The organism is Aequorivita nionensis, assembly GCF_046352995.1.
GTDB classification, from domain to species: Bacteria; Bacteroidota; Bacteroidia; order Flavobacteriales; family Flavobacteriaceae; genus Aequorivita; species Aequorivita nionensis.
Genome location: NZ_CP130281.1, coordinates 685,182 through 703,184, shown reverse-complemented (window position 1 = coordinate 703,184; position 18,003 = coordinate 685,182). Strand labels below are relative to the sequence as shown.

The window sequence follows — 18,003 nt, the reverse complement described above, 5'->3', positions numbered from 1 at the left end:
TTTAAAACACTTAAAAAACCTGATTAAAAAATTATAATTTAATAAATTTTGTAACGCAAATGCATTACAAAAGACTTATTCAGCAATTGAAAAACTTATGAAGAAGATAGCAATCCCTTTCTTTTTTTTGATACTCAGCATTTCACTCTCAGCCCAAACCAAAAAATGGACTTTGCAGGAATGCGTGAATCATGCCCTTGAAAATAACATTTCGGTAAAACAAAGCGAACTTGATTATGAAACGGCAGAATTAGCTAAAAAAGATGCATTTGGTAACTTTTTGCCAACACTTAACGGTTCAGCCTCTAATTCTTGGAATACTGGATTAACACAAAATGTAACTACCGGCGTCTTGCAATCGCAAACCACACGTAACTCTTCCTATAATATTACGGCAGGAATCAACATTTTTAATGGTCTCCGAAATATCCGAACTAGTCAGCGCGCAGAAATTTCAAGACTTGCAGCTCAGTATAATTTGGATAAAATGAAAGATGATATTTCACTGTTTGTTGCAAATGCATATCTTCAGATACTTTTAAACAAAGCAAACTTGAGTGTGGCAAAATCCCAAAATCTTGTTACTTTGGAGCAATTGCAAAGAACCAACGATCTTGTGGATGCTGGAGTACTTCCTCGCGGAGATCTTTTGGAAATAAAAGCTACAGATGCGAGCGAAAAACAGAAAATTTCAGTAGCTGAAAATACTGTTGAAATTTCACTTATAAATTTAGCGCAATTGCTCCTTATTAAGGATTATAAAAATTTTGATATTATAGATGAAGGCTATGAAATAATTCAAGACGATATAGCGGAGAAACCTGTGCAAGAAATTATAGAAGCTGCCAGAGAAAACCGTTCTGAGTTGAAAATAGCTGAGGAAAATGTTGAACTGGCAAAGAAAGACTTACAGTTGGCGAGAAGTGAGTACTATCCATCACTATCAGGTTTTATTAATTATAATACTAGAGAATCTGATGCCGCCAGAATTCTCCAAGGCGGTATAGATCCAAATCAGCCAAGTCAACCTATTGGTATAGTAGAGGCAACCGGAGATGTTGTTGTGGCGCCAAATTATGCTTTAATTTCTACTGCGGCACTTCCATATACAGAACAACTCTATTTAAATGATGGTATTTCTTACGGAGTACAACTAAATGTTCCTATATTCAATGGATTATCCGTTAGGAATAACGTAAAAAGAAGTAAGATCAATTTAAAAAGAACAGAATTCCAACTGGAGCAGGCAAAACTTGACCTAGAATCTAATGTTTATCAAGCGTACGTTGATGCCAATGGTGCTTTAAAAGCTTTTGAAGCGGCAACTGTTGCTTTAGAATCACAGGAACTAGCCTATCAATATGCAAAAGACCGCTATGATGTTGGCCTTACAAATGCATTCGATTTCAGCCAATCAAAATTGCGTTTTGATAATGCAAAAATTGAAGAAAACAGAACTAAATTTGAATACATTTTTAAATTAAAAGTTTTGGAGCTTTACTTTGGCGTTCCTGCAGGCGAATTAAAATTTTAAGTATGAAGAAAAAAACACTCATTTGGATTATTGTAGTAGTTGTATTGCTTATTATTTTGCTTATAGTTGGTAAAAAAGCAGGATGGTTCGGAAAATCTGGAGATTATAAAGAAGTTGAAATAACCAAGATTGAACCAATTGATATTATTGAAACCGTTGCCGCAACTGGTAAAATACAACCTGAAGTGGAAGTAGCTCTTTCTTCAGAAGTTTCTGGAGAGATTATAGAGCTTCCTATAAAGGAAGGTCAAACCGTTGAAAAAGGTGATCTTTTGGTAAAAATAAACCCAGACCTTATTCAAGCCGCCGTAAGCCAATCGCAAGCCGGACTTCAGAATGTTAGGGCACAATTGTCACAAGCCCAGGCAAGTGAAAAAAATGCAAAACTAAATTATGATCGCAACAAAGCACTTTTTGAAAAAGGGGTAATTTCAAAAGCTGAATGGGACAAGTCTGTAGCAGATTACGATATGGCACAGGCGAATGCCAAAGCAGCATATTACAGTGTTCAGAGTGCTTCTGCAAACGTTAAGCAATCTGTAGATAACCTCTCCAGAACCACTATTTATGCCCCAATGAGTGGGACAATTTCTAAACTTTCTGTTGAACTTGGAGAAAGGGTAGTGGGTACCGCACAAATGGCAGGTACTGAAATTGTTCGTGTTGCCAATCTTCAGAAAATGGAAGTTGAAGTAGATGTAAATGAAAATGATATTGTAAAAGTTTCCGTTGGCGACTCAACAATCGTTGAGGTTGATGCCTATTTAAAACGAGAATTTAAAGGTGTAGTTACAGCAATTGCTAATAGCGCAGAAAGCGCATTGACTGCAGACCAAGTGACCAATTTTAAGGTAAAAGTTAGCATTCTGCCAGAATCTTACAAAGACTTAACCGAGGGAAAGATTGAAAGTTATTCGCCATTCCGTCCAGGAATGACCGCTACGGTTGATATTGTTACCAATAAAAAAAATAATGTAATTGGGGTTCCCATCAGTGCTATTGTCATTAAAACGGATACAACAGATGCCAAGAAACCATACTCGGGTGAAATTGTAAATACAAGTGCTGAAAAATTTGAGGCTGTTTACGTAAAGGAAGGCGAGGAAGCAAAACTTCGCATTGTTAAAACTGGAATTCAGGATGATTCAAATATTGAAATCCTATCTGGATTGAAAGAAGGTGAAACAGTTATAACTGGCCCCTACAACACCGTAACCAAACTTTTGAAGCAAGGAGACAAAGTTCAGGTTACTTCTCCAGTAAAAGATAAAAAAGAAAAATAATGGCTGCTATCTTATGTCTTGAAACTGCTACTACCAATTGTTCAGTGGCCATTTCTGTGGATGGCAAAATAAAGGCAATTCGGGAAGAAAACAACCAAAAATTTTCACACGCTGAAAAACTCCATGTTTTTATAGATGAGGTTTTAAAAGAAGCTAAGATTGATAAAAAGAATTTAGACGCTGTTGCTGTTAGCAAAGGCCCAGGCTCTTATACTGGTTTGCGTATTGGTGTTTCGGCTGCAAAAGGACTCTCTTTTGCATTGGATATCCCATTGATTTCTACATTTACGCTGGAAGTATTGGCGCAGCAAGTTGAATGTGAAGACTGCTTTATAATTCCATTGCTCGATGCCCGAAGAATGGAAGTTTATTCTTCTGTATTCAATTCAAAAAAAGAGCAGATTCGCGAAACTAAAGCCGAAATCCTAAACGAAAACTCTTTTCTTGATTTTTTGGATGAAGGAAAAACGATTTTTATAGGAGATGGCGCTGTAAAATTTGAAGCAATTTGCAAGCATAAAAATGCTGTTTTTCAGAAAGATTTTTCTCCTTCTTCGGCAGATATGGCAAGTTTGGCTGAAGCTAAATTCAAAATAAACGACATAGAAAATGTCGCTTATTTTGAACCCTATTATTTAAAGGAATTTATGCTTGGTTGATTTTTTTACTATAAAAGTGAATCAAAATAGGTAACTGCTTTTATAAGATCAGCCTCTTTATCTAAATCAAGATTGTTTTCACCTATATAGGTTTTCATTTCGTTTTTCTTTGAATCCATTACTTTTAATAATTTTGCTTTGCTTGTAGGTAATTCAAAGAAAATGCCGTTTTTAACTAAATAATATTTAGTTGTTTTATTAAAGGAAGGAGGCGTATCACGCTGATAAGAAGTTTTTGCTTTTGTGGGTTCTTGAAAAACAGTAGTTGTTTTTTTGTAAAGATCATACGTCTTTCCATCGGTCAAAATATTGAAATAACCTCCTTTTTCGTTTGAGCCCTCATATGGAATGAATACATAAATATCATTGCCCATTTTCACATAGATGCTCGGATCTTTCGTTAAGGCGCCATAATCTTTTTCTGAAGTATGGCTTTTTATTTCAATTTCATCAGCATATGCATTATAACGCATCGGAATGTTACTTCTCAAGAGATTGTCATCTTGAAAAATTTTTCCTTGAACAAAATTTGAATTTGCATATGCTTCATCTTTTATGGCATCAAACTCAGCTTCAGTCAATCCAAAAGCCAAATTCTTTTGGTTTATATCAATAGTTCGTATAAAAATATCAAAATTACTGTTGCCTCCTCCAGAAGAACCGAAGGCATATGATCCATCTTGGCGAAGTGATGATCCATTTTGTGAAATACATACGGAAACAGTAAATAGAATCGCGGCGAATAAAACAAACTTTTTCATAAATCAATTTTTTATAGATTCCTATAAAAATACTGATTTACAGTGTAATATAAAAATATTACTTTACATTATAAGTGTTTAAGAAAATATCTTCATAAAAAAAGCGACAATGAATTGTCGCTTTTTTTTTCCTTTTTTTAGCAAGAAGTGCTTATTTAAGAGTCTATTTTTAATTACAAAATTGAATCAAAATAAGTAACCAGTTTTATCATATCTGCTTCCTTATCAGTATCAATATTGTTTTGTTTAATATAGCTTTTAATTTCATTTTTCTTTTTATCCATCATATTAAGCACCTTTGATTTACTACTTGGCATTTCCAAAAATGTTCCGTCCTGCACCAAATAATAAGTTACGGTTTTAGTGAAAGATGGTGGGGAATCTCTTTCATAACTAGTTCGGGCTTTTTGAGGCTCTCTAAAAACGGCAGTGGTTTTTTTGTAAAGATCATATGTTTTGCCATCGCTTAACACATTAAAATACCCGCCTTTTTCGTTGCTTCCTTCATAGGGAACAAAAACATAAATGTCTTTATAAATCTTCACGAAGATATTTGGGTCTTTTATTAAAGCACTATAGCTTTCGTCTGAAGCGTTTTTCTTTATTTCAATTTCATCAGCATATGCATTATAGCGCATAGGCACGTCATCTTTAATCAACTGGTCTTCTTGAAATATTTTTCCTTGAACAAAATTTGAATTTGCATAAGCCTCATCCTTAATTGCGTTGAATTGTGCTTCTGTGAGTCCAAAAGCCAAAGATTTTTGATTTAAATCTATAGTTCTGGAATACATATCATAGTTGCTATTCTTGGCCTGAGAATAGCTTGATATAGTGAAAAGAAGCGTTAAGCCAAGTATTAAAAGTTTTTTCATTATATTTTTTTTAGTTTAAAATTTAGAGATAAATGATTCCTACAAATTAAACATTATTTTTTTAATGTTTCTAAATTAAAGTGATGAACATCACGTTGTGGGAATGGTATTGAAATTCCAGCAGCTTCCAGTCTTGCTTTTCCTTCCTCCAAAACCACCCAGCGCAGGTTCCAAAAATCTTCATTCTTTGCCCAATAGCGAACTGTTAGATTTACTGAGCTGTCACCCAGTTCGGCTACAGCAACCATTGGCATTCTATCTTCAATTTTTAAAACATTTTCTTGTTCCGAAACCAAATTGAGCAAAATATCTTTTGCTTGCTTTATGTCATCATCATAACCTATGCCAAAGGACAAATTCTCACGGCGTATTCCTTCTCCTGTGAAATTGATAATGTTATCATTGCTCAGTTTTCCATTAGGTATTATGGCTAGTTGATTTCCCACAGTGTTGAGTTTTGTATTGAAAATGGATATTTCCTTCACTGTTCCGTCCACGCCTTGTGCACTGATGAAATCGCCAACTTTAAAAGGTTTAAGCAACAATATCAAAACGCCTCCAGCAAAGTTGGAAAGCGATCCTTGAAGTGCCAGGCCAATAGCAAGTCCCGCAGCACCAATAATAGCAACCAGTGAAGCAGATTCTACGCCAAGTTGTGTTACAACCAAAACAAAAAGAACAATCTTTAATCCCCACCGTATAAGACTGGCGATAAAATTTTCCAGCGTAGGGTCATATTCTGTTTTATCAAAAAACTTTTTCACAAAGCGATTGATAATTTTTATAAGCCAAAGGCCAATCAGCAACATTAAAACGGAGCCAATTAAGCTTGGTAGAAAATCTATTAATTTTTGTCCATACTTTTCAATGTAAATATCCAAGTCCTGAAATTTTTCCATAAAGTCAATTTTTAATTTTTTAATGATTCAATTGCAATTTTTGTGTCTTCTACTGGAAGTTTGCAAGCGTTGTTTACGCAAACATAGATAAGAGTTGCATCTGGAGTATATCTGTTTTCAAAAAGGGGCCCGTTGCTTTCTCCTTTGCTTCCAGCTATAATTATATTGGGTAGGTAGTGTTTGTTAAATTCATTTACTTTCTCCAAAGCATTTTCTCCTGCGATCACTACTTCGTAAAAATTATTTTGAAAATTTGATAACAAATCCAGCCAATTTGAAAAACCACTGGGGTATTGTTCAATTTCTACTGATATGTTTTTCAGCATTTGGTGCGAAATTTCATCAAAACCGGTTTCTTCAAAATATTTTGAGAGTAGGAACAGGTTCTTTGCCATTACTGAGTTTGAAGCGGGAATCACATTATCACGATATTCAAAGTTTCGGGTAACAATAGCATCATCTTCTTTTGAAGTGAAATAGAACATATGTTTTTCTTCATCAAAAAAGTTAGACTTTGTATAGTCTGCCATTTTCTTTGAAAGCTTTAGCCACTTTTCATCTAGAGTTACCTGATATAGCTCAATAAATGCTTCAATTGAAAAGGCATAATCCTCCAAAAAGCCATTGATACTGCTTTTTCCATTTTTATAATTGTGAAAAAGCGCTCCGTTTTTTTGAAATTGTTTTTCAGAAATAAAAGCGGCATTTTTAAGTGCGGCATCTAAATATTCTTCTTTGCCGAAAGCTTTGTAGGCATCAACATAGCCCTTTAACATCAAACCGTTCCAAGAGGTCAATGTTTTATCGTCCAATCGAGGTTTTGGTCTTTTGTTGCGATAGGTTAGGAGTGTAGTTTTCCAGCTTTTCTTTTTTTGCTGTAAAGCCTCGGAAGTGAGCCCGAATTCTGTTTCAATTTCGGCATCACTCTTTTTTCTGATTAGCACATAATGGTTGTTTTCCCACTTGCCGTAACTGTTCACATTATAATATTCCTTAAAAATATTGAAGTCATCCTTCAGCTGTGCTTGCAATTCTTCCGAAGTAAAAACGTAAAATGCACCTTCTTCAAGCTTGCCTTCTTTTGTCTTACTATCTGCATCCAAAGAGGAATAAAACCCCCCTTCTTTGTTGGTCATTTCGCGGGCAACAAAATCTAATGTTTCTTCAACCACTTCTTTATAAAGTGGATTTTTTGTTACCAAATATGCATTGCTATATAGGCTTACGAGTTGTGCATTGTCATAAAGCATTTTTTCAAAATGGGGCACGTGCCATTTTTCATCGGTGCTATAACGCGCGAAACCACCTCCTAGCTGGTCATAGAGCCCGCCATAAGCCATTTTGTCTAAAGTCAATGTTACGAACTCCAATAATTTTTTGTCATTTTCAGTAAACGCCTGCCTAAATAAAAACTCCAGATTGTTGGGCATCATAAACTTTGGAGCGCCTTTGAAACCGCCGTTTTTGGCATCGAAATTCTGGGATAAATTCTTAACTATTTCTGAAGTAGGATATTTCGCAAAATCAACATCTTCCGTATTCAAATGCACCAAATCCATGCTTTTAATACCCTCTTCAAGCCTATTTGCGTAGGCAATCAACTTTTCTGGTTCGTTGTTGTATGCTTCCTGAATTTGCTCCAAAGCATTTAACCAATCGTTCTTACGGAAATAGGTGCCGCCCCAAACAGGCCTTCCATCGGGAAGTGTCACCACATTTAAGGGCCAGCCCGCACTTCCTGTCATCAATTGAACGGCGTTTATATAAGTTTGGTCAACGTCTGGACGCTCTTCGCGATCTACTTTTACTGATATAAAATTCTTGTTCATCACAGCGGCTACGGTACTGTCCTCAAAACTTTCGTGCTCCATCACGTGGCACCAATGGCAGGCAGCATAACCAATGCTTATTACAATTAGTTTTTTCTCTTTTTTTGCTTGTTGAAGTGCGGCTTCACCATAGGGTTTCCAATTCACGGGATTGTGTGCATGTTGGAGTAGGTAAGGGCTGGATTCGTGGATTAAATCGTTGGTAAAGGGGCGTGTTTCCAAGGTTTCTTTTTTTGAAGAATTACAACCAAAAAGTAGGGCTATTGCCAATAAAGCAAATAGTAATCGCATAGCGGGAATTTAAAAAAAGCAAAAATACGCTTTTGAAATTTCAAAAGCGTATTTTCAAAAATTCTTAAAAGATTTAATTTACTTCAAAAGTGATTTTTACATTTACACGAAAATGAGTGATTTGGTCTTTATCAATCACACAACTTTGTTCGCGAACATATACGGAACGAATATTTTTTATGCTTTTTCCAGCTTCTTTAACTGCATTACGGGTTGCGTCTTCCCAGCTATCTTTAGAGCTTGCAAGAATTTCAATTACTTTTAATACTGCCATGATTTTTAGGTTTAATTAATAAAACTTCAAGATACAATTATTCAAAGCCAATAATCTGAAAATTAAGTTAAAAGCTACTGCCTGGCTCCTAACGGAGAGAAGAAAGATTGAAAATACAGCGTTAATTTCCCCTTCGGGAGCTAGAGGTTTTACCCATTCACCGCAACAACACTGTTTATCTGCCCGTGGAGCATTTCCTTCAGCATTGTTTCAATTCCGTTTTTTAAAGTAATGGTTGAAGATGGGCAGCCACTACAGGCTCCTTGAAGGATCACTTTTACAGTTTTGGTTTCTTCGTTGAAAGAGTCAAAAAGAATATGGCCGCCATCTCTAGCGACGGCTGGTTTAACGTATTCGTCTAAGATTGAAATTATTTCTTTTTCTAAAGCAGAATGAATTTTCAAGTTATTTTTTGAAGTATTTTCTTCAGAAATAATATTTTTTGAAATATTTGTAGCGTTCAAGACTTCATCGTTCAAAACGGGTTTTCCGTCTTCAATAAATTTTCGGATGAATTCCCTTATTTCCATAGAAATTTCCTGCCAATCAGCCAAATTGAATATCATAATTGAAACAAAGTTTCCACTAATGAAAACTTCCTTTACAAAAGGAAAGTTGAACAAGGCCTTTGCTAGGGGTGAATGTGCGGTATCGTTAATGTTTTTAAATTCAAAAGTTCCGGTTGCCAAGGTTTTGTTGGCTATAAATTTCATTACAGTTGGATTCGGCGTACTTTCGGCATAGATAGTTATTGGAACTTTTTTAGGAACTACAGTCTCAGTAATCACAGATTTTCCAGAATTTAAATATTCCGCGATAGATTCTGCAACCTCGTCTTGCACTTCTTTCCATTCCACAATGTCATATTTTTCAATGGCGACAAAATTTTGCGAGATATAAACTGTTTTTACAAAAGGAAGATAAAAAAGTTGCTGTGCCAAAGGGCTGTTTTTTGCTTCATCAATATTTTTGAATTCGTAGCTTGCAGACTGTGTTAAGAAGGAATTAACAATAAATTTAACAATATTTTGGTTGCTAGTTTGGGTAACTTCTATGTTAAATTGCTGCATTTCCTTGTTTTTTTTGCGAAAATATAAAAAGAAAAACAATGTATTCAATATATTTGGCATCTTAACAGCCCAATTATGAAAAAATTATTACTTCTATTTCTTATCATATTTCCTCTTTTTGTTTTTTCGCAACCGGTACAATTATTTCAGCAGTTTAATGGAAGATATGATTTTACAGCAGTTGGAAACACATTAAATGCTGGTGAAAATAATAGTGGTTATTGTGATATCTTAACTCAAAGCAGCGCAAATTTAAATTTGAATCCAGGTCAAACATTTGTTTCGGCCCACTTGTATTGGTCATCGGTAGGAACAGGTGATTTTGATGTAGCGATAAATGGTTCTCCAATTAGTGCACAACGAATTTTTAGTCACATATATAATGGAGATCCATATTTTGCCGCGTATGCTGATATAACTGCATTGGTGGGTTCTATAGGTAATGGAACATATACATTTTCTGATTTAGACGTTAGTTCTCTAATATATCCTGGAAGCCCTTACTGCGGAACAAATTTTGGAGGATGGGCAATTTATGTAATCTACGAAGATCCTTCATTATTGTTAAATCAAATAAGTTTATTTGATGGTTTGGAAAGTGTCTCCATGAATAATCAGACTTTAACCATCACTGTTGATAATATTGATGTTTCTTCAGATACATTTTCCAAAATAGGTTTTTTGGCTTGGGAAGGGGATGCTTTTGGACCCGTTAACGAAACTTTAAGTCTTACTACTATATATGGAACATATTTTCCACAGGATCCTTTGAATCCTCCCGGAAATAATTTTAATGGTACAAACATGTATAGCATCCCTCCATCATCCACAAATCACAATATGGATTTGGATTTTTACAGTTTAGATGGAATAGTTCCACCCATTATTCAGGCGGGAGTGACCTCAATCGATGTAACTCTTACTTCTGGTTTGGATTTTATAATGGTAAATAACATCATCACCAGTGTTAATTCCGAATTGCCCGATGCAACCATAGAAATTGATGATCTCGGAGTATTATGTCAGAATAACGATATCGATGTAGAATATACCGTCTATAATGTTAACAGTACTAATGAATTGCCAGCCAATACCCCTATTGCTTTTTATGCAGATGCCGTATTGATCGGACAGACTGTTACCAACAACATTATTCCCATAGGAGGTTCTGAAAGCGGAACTATTACGCTTAACATTCCAATTGCTACGCCCAACAATTTTAATTTACGGGCGGTGGTTGATGATATAGGTAACGGAACAGGTATTGTAGCAGAAACCAATGAATCCAATAACGAATTTATTTTTCCTGTTGATCTTAGCACAGCTGGAATACTTTTAAATCCAGGTCCAGCCTGTTTGGGAAGACCAGTTATTTTGGATTCTGGTGTAACCGATCCACCCTTCAATATTCAGTGGTTTAGAAATACTATTCCCATTCCTGGCGCAACAAACCCAACACTAGTGGTTACTACGGATGGAATTTATTCTGTTGAAGCAGTAGATGGAATTTGTAGGGTAGATAGTAATTCCGTTGTAATAACTTTTAGACCCCAGCCCGTTGCGAACGCGCCTGTCAATTTGTACCAGTGCGATTACGGCACCACAGCTGGCGTCTTCAACCTGACCGACAACGACGCTAACATCCTTGGAGGGCAGGACCCGGCTCTTTTCACGATCAAGTACTACCAGAGCTACCAGGACAGTTTTGACGACACGAACGAGATCCTTGGGGGCGTTCACATCATCGTGCCTCCTTCGCCCCAGACGATCTATGCGCGTATCGAGGACAACACGGGCAGCTGTTTTGACCTTACGGACTTCAAGATCTACTTCAGCCGTGCGATCGCTGGCCTGGTGCCGGTGAACGCGAGCTATTGCGATGCGGACGGTGACGGCGGTGAGTTCGTGGACCTTGCGGCGGAGTTCAACCCTTTCGTTCTTGACGGTGAGCCCTCCTCGCGCTACAACATCACCTACCACGGCAGCCAGGCCGATGCGGACGCGGACGCCAACCCGCTGCCGAACCCCTATTTCGTGGCCGCCCCCGGGGAGACCGTCTACATCCGTCTGGAGAACCGCAACGACAATACGTGCGTTGACACCACCCAGCACGTGGACCTTATCATCGACTCGCTTCCGACGATCAACGGCACCCCCCCGAACCTGGTGCTGTGCGACGACAACAACGACGGGTTCATGCCGTTCGACCTTACGCTCCAGACACCGGTGATCACCTTGGGCGACCCCACCCTTACGGTGAGCTACCACGGGACCCTTGTGGACGCGCAGAACAATGCGCTGCCCTTGCCCAACCCCTACATCAACGACCAGCGCTATTTGGACGTGCCCATTACCGATCCGGCGGACCCGGACTATGGCACCGGGGGCGTTTGGGCCCGCGTGGGCAGTACCACCAGTAGCTGTACGGTGGTAGTTCCCTTTGCCCTGGAAGTGCGCTTTTCCCCGGTGGGCACCGCCCCGGCGGAACCGCTGCGCATGTGCGACGACGCCGTTGCCGATGGGCTGACCTTCTTCGACCTTACCGTGGTGGCGCCCGAGGTGCTCGGCACCCTGGACCCCCTGGGCTTTGACCTGTACTATTACGAGGACTTCAACGATGCCGTGACGGCTGGCGACCTGGCCATCAGCGCGCCCGATTTCTCGCAGGCCATCCCGGACCCCACCAACTTTTTGAACAGTACCAACCCACAGGACATCTATATATTGATCGTGAGCAATGCCGGGGGTACCATCCCCCCGAACCCCAACAGTGCCGAGGGCTGTTATGATATCGTTACCCTGACGTTGATCGTGGACCCGCGCCCGGATGACCTCGGTCCCTTCGAGATGCAGCTGTGCGATGACGAGCTGCAGGGCAGTACCCTGGACGATGAGATCTCCACCTTCGACCTTACCAGCCAGGACCCGTTGGTGACCAACGGCGACCCCACCATCATGGTGGAGTGGTTCCTGAGCTATGCCGATGAGGCCGCTGACCTTCCGATCCCCAACCCGACCACGTTCCAGAACACCAATACCCCGCAGACGGTCATAGGCAGGGTCCTCTCTGGCCGCGGCTGCAAAACATTGGTCACCCTGACGCTGACCGTACTTCCGAACCCCAGCCCGAACACCGCCCCGGACCCCCTGGAGCTCTGCGATGACGATGACGATGGACTTGTCGGCGGTTGGGACCTTACCTTGGCCGATGCCGACATCATCGATGGCGAGGCCGATGTCTCGGTGCTTTACTATGAGGATATCAACGTTGCCATGGCGGGCGTTCCCGGTACGGAGATCATTATGCCCTATACCAACACGGTCCCCTTTAGCCAGACGGTATATGCACGGGTGCAAAAGACCGTTCCTCCGGCCACCGTTGGCTGTTTCACCATTGTGGAGCTGCAGCTGATCGTGATAGCCCTTCCGGAGAAGCCCCAGAGCCCACCGTTCGCAGACCCCTTTATCGGGTGCGACGAGAGCGGAAGCGGCACGGCCATCTTTGACCTGACCCTTCAGGATGATGGCGTGCTCGGGGACCAGTTGCCCGTAAACTTTTTGCCCATTACCTATTACGAGCTGGAGGCCGATGCCGATGCCGGGATCCCCGGGACGGAGATCCCCAACCCGTCCACGTACATAAGCGCCGGTGCGCCGCAGATCATTTGGGTGCGCCTGGAGAGCCTGATCACGGGCTGTGCGCGGGTGACCCCCTTTGCGCTCGAGGTCGAGCTTTTCCCCACCATTGGGCTGGGGAACGACCTGACCCTCTGCGACGACCTTGTGAACGGCAGTACCGCGGACGACGGCCTTTCCACCTTTGACCTTACCGTGAACACGCCCCTGATCACCTTGGGCGACCCCGGCCTTGACGTTTTCTATTACGCCACGGCCGTGGACCAGGCCAACAACAACCCGATCCCCGATCCCTCGGCCTACCAGAACATCATCAGCCCCCAGCAGCAGATCTTCGTGACCGCCTATAGCCAGAACGGCTGCAGGGCCACCAATACCTTTTTCATTACGGTGGAGCCCACGCCCGCCGCCTTTTCGCCGGGCAGTATGATCGCCTGCGACTCCGACAACGACGGGTTTGCCCTTTTCGATCTTGCCACGCAGGACGCTTTGATCACCGCCAGCGACCCCAACCTTACGGTAAGCTACCACAAGACCCTTTTGGATGCCGAGAACAATGTGCTCCCGATCACGGTCCCTTACGAGAACGACCAGATATACCTTGACCTCCCGGTCACCGATCCGGCGGATCCCGCCTATGGTACCGGGGGTGTATGGGCACGTGTGGAGACCACCGTGAACAGCTGCCACAGGACCATATCATTTGCCCTGGAGGTCCACACCTCGCCGGTTGCCACCGAGCCGGAGCCCTTGCGCAAGTGCGACGATGCCGTGGCCGATGGCTTTACGCTCTTTGACCTGACGGAAGTAGCGGCAGAGGTACTTGGCGCGCTCGACCCGGCAGGCTTCGACCTTTATTATTATGAGAACCTTGCCGACGCACAGTTGGCCGGGGACCTTGCCCTGATCGCGCCGGACTATTCGGCGGCCATCGGCAACCCTGGCGCCTATACCAACACGGCCAACCCGCAGGACATCTATATCCTGGTAGTGGGCAACGCAGCCAGTAGCATCCCGCCGAACCCCAATGGGGCGGAGGGCTGTTATGACATAGTTACCCTTACCCTTATCGTGGATCCGGTCCCGGCCAACAACGGCCCGCTGGAGATGGCCCTCTGCGATGACGAGCTGCAGGGCAGTGCCCCGGACGATGAGATCTCGACCTTTGACCTTACCACCCAGAACATCCTGGTGACCGGGGGCGACCCCAACCTAACGGTACAATGGTACGCCACCCCTGCCGATGAGGCAGCGGACAACCCCATCGTGGACCCTACGATGTACCAGAACATAGCCACGCCACAGACGGTGATAGCGCGGGTGACCTCTGAGTTTGGATGTTCCAACAGGACCACGCTCACGCTTACGGTACTTCCCAACCCGAGCCCGAAGATGGACCCCGAGCCCCTCGTACAGTGCGACGATGACGATGACGGAATCAGGGACGGCTTTGTGCTTACGGACCGCGATGCAGAGATACTGGACGGCGAGACCAATGTGACCATATTATATTACGGGACCGAGCAGGAAGCGATCGATGCCGTTCCCGGAACAGAACTGACGAGCCCTTACACCAACACGGTGCCCTACAGCCAGATCGTGTTCGCGAGGGTAACGAACAACGTGCCGCCGGAGCTCCTTCCGTGCTACACCATAGTGGAGCTGGAGCTCATCGTGGTCCCGTTGCCAGATGCGCCCGACGCCACCCTGCAGGATCCGTTGACAGCCTGCGACGATGACGGCGATGGCCAGGCGATCTTTGATCTCACGGTACAGGATGCGGCGGTCTATGGCGTACAGGACCCTGTAAATTTTGCGCCGATAACCTATTACGAAGACCAGGCCGATGCCGAAGCAGGCATCAACGCCATCAATCCAGCGGATGCCTTCCAGAGCGGTGGGCAGACCATCTGGGTACGTTTGGAAAGTCTGGATACGGGCTGTGCGAGGGTATCCTCCTTTGAGATCGAGGTGGGCCAATACCCCGGAACGGGACTGGCGGACGACCTAGTGCTCTGTGATGACGAGCTCAACGGCAGCACCAATGACGATGGCATCTCCACCTTCGATTTGACGGTGAACACCCCGGTCCTTACCGGCGGCGACCCGACCCTGGCGGTCTATTACTACGCCAGCCAGGACGACCGGGACAACGACATCCGTATCGTAAGCCCCGGTGCCTACCAGAACGTTGTGGTCCCCCAGCAGGAAATATTCGTTGCCGTAGTGGGCCAGAACACCTGTAGGGCGCTGCTGAGCTTCCTTATCACCGTAAGCCCGAACCCGACACCCGTAGCGCCGACCCCGTTGGTAGCCTGCGATGTGGACAGCGACGGCTTTACGTTCTTTGATCTGGAGAGCAAGACCGCGGAGATCCGCGGCGGTGACCCGACCCTTCTGATTACCTACCACGAGAGCCTATTTGACGCCACCACGGGCAACTTCCCGCTGGCCAGCCCTTATGAGAACATCTTTGCCTTCAACCAGACCATCTACGTGCGTGCGGCATACAGCGCCCCACCTGCGGGCACGGGCTGTTATACTATTGTGACCCTGGAGCTTATCGTGAACCCTACACCGGTAATTCCATTGGACCTTCCGACTCTTGTAAGATGTACCCAAGACGGCCTTTTTGCAGAGTTCGATCTAACCGTGCAGGAAGACCTGATCTTCGGAAGCCAGAACCCAGCGGACTATACGCTTACCTATCACCTAACGGAGGCGGACGCGATTGCGGGCACACCCTTTATTGTACAACCGGAGGCGTTTACCAACACCGTACCCACAGGGCAGACCATTTGGGTCCGCTTGGATGATAATAATACCGACTGCTTTAAGGTTGGCAGTTTTGAGATTATTGTAAAATTCTTTCCCGCGATAACTGAACCTGCCCCATTGGTGCTGTGTGATGATCTTGGCGAGGAAAATGACGGTATTACGGCCTTTGACCTTACGGTAAGGAACAGTGAGATAACGAATGGGGATCTGACACTGGGCGTGTCCTATTTTGAGACTGAGGATGATGCGCTGAACAACATCAACCGCATTGACCCCGAAACGGCCTATATCAACCAGTCCAATCCGCAGGTCCTGTATGTACGTGTGGAAGGATGGGACCCTAGTGCCACCTGTGTTCAGTTCACCACTTTGACCATAAGGGTTGTTCCCAATCCAAGACCCGTAACGCCTGACCCAATAGAGCTTTGTGATTACAATGTAATAATACCTCCTGGGCCCTATGACGAGACGGAGCTCTTTGACCTTACCCAACGTGAGGCGCAGATACTCAATGGCAACACCTGGACAATTGGCTACTTTAAAAGCTATGACGATGCCGTTAACCTAAACGATGAGATAGTTGCGCCAGAGGTTACCGCATACCAGAACATCAGTAATCCACAAATAATCTATGTGCGCACCACCAATCCAAACTCCCTGTGTTTTGAGATCGTGGAGCTGGAGCTGATCGTGAACCCATTGCCGGACGACACCGCGGTGATATCACCTTATATCGTGTGCGCTCCGGACGATAGCGAGATAGGGGTGTTCAACCTGGAGACCAAAGTGGAGGAAATTTTGGGTGGTCAGTCCCAGTCACAGTTTGACGTGACCTTCCATCTTACGGCACAGGATGCCCAACTTAAGATCAACCGTATCGTAAACACCACGACGTACCAAAATAGAGACGTTAACAACAATGCGATAAACCCGCAGACCATCTATACCAATATTGAAAATTCAGAGACGGGCTGTTTCATTGGGGGGGTCCAAAGCTTTGAATTGATCGTGCAGAAAGGTGCCATTGCGGTTACACCGGCAGCACCATTTATCATCTGCGACAACACGCCGCCGAGCGATGGCTTTGCCGAGTTCGACCTGGACGATGTTACCAACCAGCAGGTATCCGACCTCCGTGCCGAGATACTGGCCGGGCAGGACCCGCTGGTCTATGGCATCACCTTCCACGTGACCCTTGAAGAGGCCGAGGCCGGGACGAACCCGATGGCCTTCCCGTACACGAACATCATCAACCCGCAGCGCATCTACGTTCGGGTTACCAATACGGACAACCTGTACGAGCCCCAGTGCTACGCGGTGGTGGACCTGGTACTGAAGGTCGAGCAATTGGAGGACATCCTTCTTGACGGCGACTACCGCCTGTGCGTGGACGAGAACGGCAACCCGATCCCTTCGGAGGAGGGGGGCGCCTCGCCGCCGACCATCGACACGGGGCTTGACCCGGCGCTGTACACCTTCCAGTGGGAACTGGACGGGGTGATCCTCGTTGGGGAGACCGGGCCCTCGATCATTGCGCTGCAGGGCGGGGTCTATACGGTGACCTATACCGAGCTTTCCTCGGCGTGCTCGAACAGTGTTAGCGCCACGGTGACCGTATCGTCGCCGCCGTTCACGTATGAGGCGAACCTGATCAACGGTGCCTTTGCGGGCAACCATATCATTGAGGTCATTGCCACCGGCAACGGTACCTACCAGTACCAGTTGGACAACGGCCCGTTCCAGGACAGCAACATCTTTGAGAACGTGGCCCCGGGCAACCATACCGTCACCATCAGGGACATCTACGGCTGCGGCAGCGTGACCTTCGATGTCGGGGTGATCGACTACCCGCCGTACTTTACGCCCAACAATGACGGCTACCACGACACCTGGAACATCATCGGCATCGCCTCGGGCGACCCTACGGCGAAAATCTATATCTTTGACCGCTTCGGCAAGCTGCTCAAGCAGCTGAGCCCGCTGGGCCCGGGATGGAACGGTACCTATAACGGCAGCCCGCTGCCCTCGAGCGACTACTGGTTCCGCGTGGAGTACACAGAGGACGGGAACGCAAAGGAATTTAAAGGACATTTTACCCTAAAACGATAAATAGA

General features: G+C 44.2%; 10 protein-coding genes. 4 read left to right on the top strand and 6 right to left on the bottom strand.

The genetic code is table 11. The features are described from left to right. Nucleotides 1-97 precede the first annotated feature (97 nt). Genes Q2U82_RS03190 through tsaB form a run of 3 tightly spaced genes read left to right on the top strand, consistent with a single transcriptional unit; the run spans nt 98 to nt 3,476 of the window. Complete coding sequence (locus Q2U82_RS03190; RefSeq protein ID WP_410006281.1) at nt 98-1,534, top strand: TolC family protein; 1,437 nt, start codon at nt 98-100, stop codon at nt 1,532-1,534. Nucleotides 1,535-1,536: 2 nt separating this feature from the next. Continuing rightward, on the top strand, nt 1,537-2,817 hold the full coding sequence (locus tag Q2U82_RS03185) for an efflux RND transporter periplasmic adaptor subunit (protein ID WP_410006280.1): 1,281 nt from the start codon (nt 1,537-1,539) through the stop codon (nt 2,815-2,817). Next, nucleotides 2,817-3,476 (top strand): tRNA (adenosine(37)-N6)-threonylcarbamoyltransferase complex dimerization subunit type 1 TsaB, encoded by a 660-nt coding sequence (tsaB, locus tag Q2U82_RS03180; protein ID WP_410006279.1) that lies wholly within the window; start codon nt 2,817-2,819, stop codon nt 3,474-3,476. Before Q2U82_RS03185 ends, tsaB begins: the two co-directional genes overlap by 1 nt. An 8-nt stretch (nt 3,477-3,484) precedes the next feature. On the opposite strand, the gene Q2U82_RS03175 is transcribed toward tsaB, so the two are convergent. From Q2U82_RS03175 to Q2U82_RS03150, 6 genes are all read right to left on the bottom strand, one after another. Next, complete coding sequence (locus tag Q2U82_RS03175; protein ID WP_410006278.1) at nt 3,485-4,237, bottom strand: hypothetical protein; 753 nt, start codon at nt 4,235-4,237, stop codon at nt 3,485-3,487. A 173-nt stretch (nt 4,238-4,410) separates the two neighbouring features. After that, nucleotides 4,411-5,112: a hypothetical protein gene (locus Q2U82_RS03170; RefSeq protein WP_410006277.1), complete on the bottom strand. Its 702-nt coding sequence runs from the start codon at nt 5,110-5,112 to the stop codon at nt 4,411-4,413. Between the two features lie 53 nt (nt 5,113-5,165). Next, complete coding sequence (locus Q2U82_RS03165) at nt 5,166-6,011, bottom strand: mechanosensitive ion channel family protein (protein WP_410006276.1); 846 nt, start codon at nt 6,009-6,011, stop codon at nt 5,166-5,168. Nucleotides 6,012-6,022: 11 nt separating this feature from the next. After that, on the bottom strand, nt 6,023-8,131 hold the full coding sequence (locus Q2U82_RS03160; protein ID WP_410006275.1) for a thioredoxin domain-containing protein: 2,109 nt from the start codon (nt 8,129-8,131) through the stop codon (nt 6,023-6,025). 73 nt (nt 8,132-8,204) lie between these two features. Next, on the bottom strand, nt 8,205-8,405 hold the full coding sequence (locus Q2U82_RS03155; RefSeq protein WP_410006274.1) for a dodecin family protein: 201 nt from the start codon (nt 8,403-8,405) through the stop codon (nt 8,205-8,207). Nucleotides 8,406-8,554: 149 nt separating this feature from the next. After that, entirely contained in the window at nt 8,555-9,475 is a 921-nt protein-coding gene (locus tag Q2U82_RS03150; RefSeq protein WP_410006273.1) for a NifU family protein, read from the bottom strand. Between the two features lie 75 nt (nt 9,476-9,550). Between Q2U82_RS03150 and Q2U82_RS03145 the strand changes: the two genes are divergently transcribed. Beyond that, entirely contained in the window at nt 9,551-17,998 is an 8,448-nt protein-coding gene (locus tag Q2U82_RS03145) for a T9SS type B sorting domain-containing protein (RefSeq protein WP_410006272.1), read from the top strand. Nucleotides 17,999-18,003: the final 5 nt, after the last annotated feature.

What these genes read in the sequence shown, in the direction of transcription:
- Q2U82_RS03150 (WP_410006273.1), bottom strand. Translation starts at nt 9,475, where the DNA reads ATGCAGCAATTTAACATAGAAGTTACCCAAACTAGCAACCAAAATATT.
- Q2U82_RS03190 (WP_410006281.1), top strand. Translation starts at nt 98, where the DNA reads ATGAAGAAGATAGCAATCCCTTTCTTTTTTTTGATACTCAGCATTTCA.
- Q2U82_RS03145 (WP_410006272.1), top strand. Translation starts at nt 9,551, where the DNA reads ATGAAAAAATTATTACTTCTATTTCTTATCATATTTCCTCTTTTTGTT.
- Q2U82_RS03185 (WP_410006280.1), top strand. Translation starts at nt 1,537, where the DNA reads ATGAAGAAAAAAACACTCATTTGGATTATTGTAGTAGTTGTATTGCTT.
- Q2U82_RS03165 (WP_410006276.1), bottom strand. Translation starts at nt 6,011, where the DNA reads ATGGAAAAATTTCAGGACTTGGATATTTACATTGAAAAGTATGGACAA.
- Q2U82_RS03155 (WP_410006274.1), bottom strand. Translation starts at nt 8,405, where the DNA reads ATGGCAGTATTAAAAGTAATTGAAATTCTTGCAAGCTCTAAAGATAGC.
- Q2U82_RS03160 (WP_410006275.1), bottom strand. Translation starts at nt 8,131, where the DNA reads ATGCGATTACTATTTGCTTTATTGGCAATAGCCCTACTTTTTGGTTGT.
- Q2U82_RS03175 (WP_410006278.1), bottom strand. Translation starts at nt 4,237, where the DNA reads ATGAAAAAGTTTGTTTTATTCGCCGCGATTCTATTTACTGTTTCCGTA.
- Q2U82_RS03170 (WP_410006277.1), bottom strand. Translation starts at nt 5,112, where the DNA reads ATGAAAAAACTTTTAATACTTGGCTTAACGCTTCTTTTCACTATATCA.
- tsaB (WP_410006279.1), top strand. Translation starts at nt 2,817, where the DNA reads ATGGCTGCTATCTTATGTCTTGAAACTGCTACTACCAATTGTTCAGTG.